Origin of the sequence: Flavobacterium sp. FPG59, assembly GCF_002150205.1 — a bacterium.
Lineage (GTDB): Bacteria > Bacteroidota > Bacteroidia > Flavobacteriales > Flavobacteriaceae > Flavobacterium.
Window position 1 is genome coordinate 1 of the sequence record NZ_MTCA01000280.1, and the last position, 3,413, is coordinate 3,413.

The following is a 3,413-nucleotide window of genomic DNA, read 5'->3' on the forward strand; positions in this document are numbered from 1 at the left end:
TTGATATACTTTTCTAATAAATTCTGTTTTTTTTACCAAAGGTTAGCACCACTAGTCATAAATTCAAATATCAGCGTTATCCGCGATCCAATTCTAGGAAAAACAAAAAGACATCAAGCGAACTCGATGTCTTTCTTGAACTATTGAATTAAAATTTATTTTTTGATCAAACCTAAATCAACTAAACGCTCATAAAGGTAATCACCTGCAGTGATGTCTTCAAATTGTTTTGGATTTTCAGTATTAATACAGTTTTCTAGGCAATTCAATGGCATATCGCTCACTGGGTGCATAAAAAACGGAATAGAATAACGAGAAGTTCCCCATAATTCACGTGGAGGATTCACTACTTGATGAATAGTCGATTTCAATTTGTTGTTGGTATGACGTGATAACATGTCACCCACATTAATAACCAACTCGTCTGGCTCAGCAATAGCGTCAATCCATTCTCCGTTGTGGTTTTGAACCTGTAACCCTTTTCCTTGAGCACCCATTAACAACGTAATCAAGTTGATGTCACCATGAGCAGCAGCTCTAATAGCGTTTTCAGGCTCTGATGTAATTGGTGGGTAATGAATAGGTCTTAGGATAGAATTTCCATCTTTTGCATAATTGTCAAAATAAAATTCATCTAATCCTAATCGTAAAGCCAAAGCTCTTAAAACATACACACCTGTTTTTTCTAACATTTGGTAGGCTTCTTTTCCTACCACGTTAAAACGAGGTAATTCTTTTACTTCAACATTTTCAGGATATTCTGCAGCGTATTTTGAATCTTCAGACACGTATTGTCCAAAATGCCAAAATTCTTTTAAATCTCCTTCTTTTCTGCCTTTGGCGTGTTCTGTTCCAAAAGAAACATAACCTCTTTGTCCGCCAATTCCAGGAATTTCATAACTGCGTTTGGTTTCTAATGGTAGGTCGAAAAAATTTCTAATTTCACCATACAATTCTTCAACTAACTGATCATTTAAAAAATGCCCTTTGAGTGCTACGAAGCCAATGTCTTCAAATGCACTTCCGATTTCATTTACAAATTTTTGTTTACGTGCCGGGTCATCCGACAGGAAATCACGCAAGTCAACACTAGGAATGTTTTGCATACTTAAATAATTTTATAAATTGCAAGGAATAAATCTTGCAGTTACAAATGTAAAGAATAATTTTATATCTGAATTTTAAATTTTACAAACAACATGAAAAAATATAACAAAATAATACAAAACTGTTATATTTTTTTATCTTTGAACCATACATTAAAACCGAAACCATGATCTTCGACAGAAAAAATCTTACTGACATTCAATTATTAGATTTATATAAACGAATACTAAAACCACGACTAATAGAGGAAAAAATGTTAATCCTTATTCGTCAAGGTAAAGTTTCAAAATGGTTCTCAGGAATTGGTCAAGAGGCAATTTCTGTTGGGGTTACCGCAGTTTTAGATTCAGATGAATACATTTTGCCTATGCATAGAAATTTGGGAGTATTTACAGGAAGAGATATTCCGTTATACCGCCTTTTTTCGCAATGGCAAGGCAAAGCCAATGGTTTTACAAAAGGTCGTGATCGTAGTTTTCATTTTGGCTCGCAACAATATAAAATTATCGGAATGATTTCGCATTTGGGACCGCAGTTAGGTGTGGCTGACGGAATTGCTTTGGCAAATAAACTCAAGAAAAACGGTAAAGTTACCGCAGTTTTTACGGGAGAAGGAGCCACAAGTGAAGGAGACTTTCACGAAGCTTTGAATATTGCTTCGGTTTGGGAATTACCTGTTTTATTTGTAATTGAAAATAATGGATACGGACTTTCTACACCTACAAATGAGCAATACCGCTGTGAAAATTTAGCAGATAAAGGCATTGGTTACGGAATGGAAAGTCATATTGTAGACGGAAATAATATATTGGAAGTATTTAATTTATTATCTGAATTAAAGGCTTCAATGAAAGATAATCCAAGACCTGTTCTATTGGAATTTAAAACCTTCCGAATGCGCGGGCACGAGGAGGCGAGTGGAACAAAATACGTTCCGCAGGAATTAATCGATATGTGGGCTGAAAAAGATCCTGTAGAAAACTTTAGAAACTTTTTGTCAGAGAACAAGATTCTTACAACTGAATTTGATGAAGCACTACGATTAGAAATTAAGAAAGATATAGACGACAGTTTGGCTCTAGCCAATGCAGAACCTGAAATAGAGGCTTCCTTAACTGAAGAGCTAAATGATGTATACAAACCATTTATATATGAGGAAGTTAAACCTTCAACGGAAAAAGAAAACATCCGCTTTATAGATGCTATTTCCAGTGCTTTGAAACAGTCTATGGAGCGCTTTGAAAACTCAGTCATCATGGGGCAAGACATTGCTGAGTATGGTGGAGCATTCAAAATTACTGATGGATTTGTAGCGCAATTTGGCAAAGAGCGCGTGATCAATACACCTATTTGCGAAAGTGCAGTAGTTTCAGCGGGAATGGGACTTTCTATTAATGGTTACAAAGCGATTGTTGAAATGCAATTTGCTGATTTTGTTTCTACAGGATTCAATCCAATAGTAAATTTATTGGCCAAATCGCACTATAGATGGCTAGAAAAAGCCGATGTTGTAGTACGAATGCCTTGTGGCGGTGGAACTCAAGCGGGACCGTTTCATTCGCAAACTAATGAAGCATGGTTTACTAAAACTCCAGGTTTAAAAGTAGTTTATCCTGCCTTCCCGTATGATGCTAAAGGCTTGTTGAATGAGTCTATTAATGATCCAAATCCAGTATTGTTCTTTGAGCACAAGCAATTGTATAGAAGCGTATACCAAGACGTTCCTAAAGATTATTACACCTTACCATTAGGAAAAGCGGCTCTATTGAAAGAAGGAAATTCGGTAACTATTATCGCTTTTGGAGCGGCAGTTCATTGGGTAATTGATACATTGGATAAAAATCCTGAAATTTCAGCAGATTTATTGGATTTGAGAACGCTTCAACCTTTAGACACCGACGCTATTTTTACTTCTGTAAAGAAAACGGGTAGAGCTATTATTTATCAGGAAGATAGCTTGTTTGGTGGAATTGCCAGTGATTTATCAGCACTAATTATGGAGAATTGTTTCCAATATTTGGATGCACCGGTGAAACGAGTAGCCAGTTTAGACACACCAATTCCTTTCACAAAAGCGCTTGAAGATCAGTATTTACCAAAAGGTCGTTTTGAAAATGAGCTGATTGCGCTGTTAGCTTATTAAAATTAAAAATAGGAATTTCGGATTTTAAAAATACCCTAGAATCCAATAGATAATTATGAATAGGAGGATGGTTCCAAAACAACCGCCTCCTAATTTTTTTGCGCCATATCCGGCGATGATAGTTTTAAAAAATCCGTTCATATTTTTTTATTAAAAGTAACGA

The 3,413-nt window shown here is 35.7% G+C and carries 2 protein-coding genes; one reads left to right on the forward strand and one right to left on the reverse strand.

Annotation, left to right across the window (positions count from 1 at the left end; all coding sequences use genetic code 11):
• Window positions 1-155: 155 nt before the first annotated feature.
• Window positions 156-1,106 (reverse strand): isopenicillin N synthase family oxygenase, encoded by a 951-nt coding sequence (locus tag FPG59_RS14985; protein WP_086455364.1) that lies wholly within the window; start codon window positions 1,104-1,106, stop codon window positions 156-158.
• 167 nt (window positions 1,107-1,273) lie between these two features.
• Here FPG59_RS14985 and FPG59_RS14990 point away from each other — a divergent pair, with 167 nt between their 5' ends.
• Window positions 1,274-3,250: a thiamine pyrophosphate-dependent enzyme gene (locus FPG59_RS14990; RefSeq protein ID WP_086455365.1), complete on the forward strand. Its 1,977-nt coding sequence runs from the start codon at window positions 1,274-1,276 to the stop codon at window positions 3,248-3,250.
• Window positions 3,251-3,413 lie beyond the last annotated feature (163 nt).

Coding starts and splice junctions, on each gene's coding strand:
- FPG59_RS14985 (WP_086455364.1), bottom strand. CDS start 1,106: ATGCAAAACATTCCTAGTGTTGACTTGCGTGATTTCCTGTCGGATGAC.
- FPG59_RS14990 (WP_086455365.1), top strand. CDS start 1,274: ATGATCTTCGACAGAAAAAATCTTACTGACATTCAATTATTAGATTTA.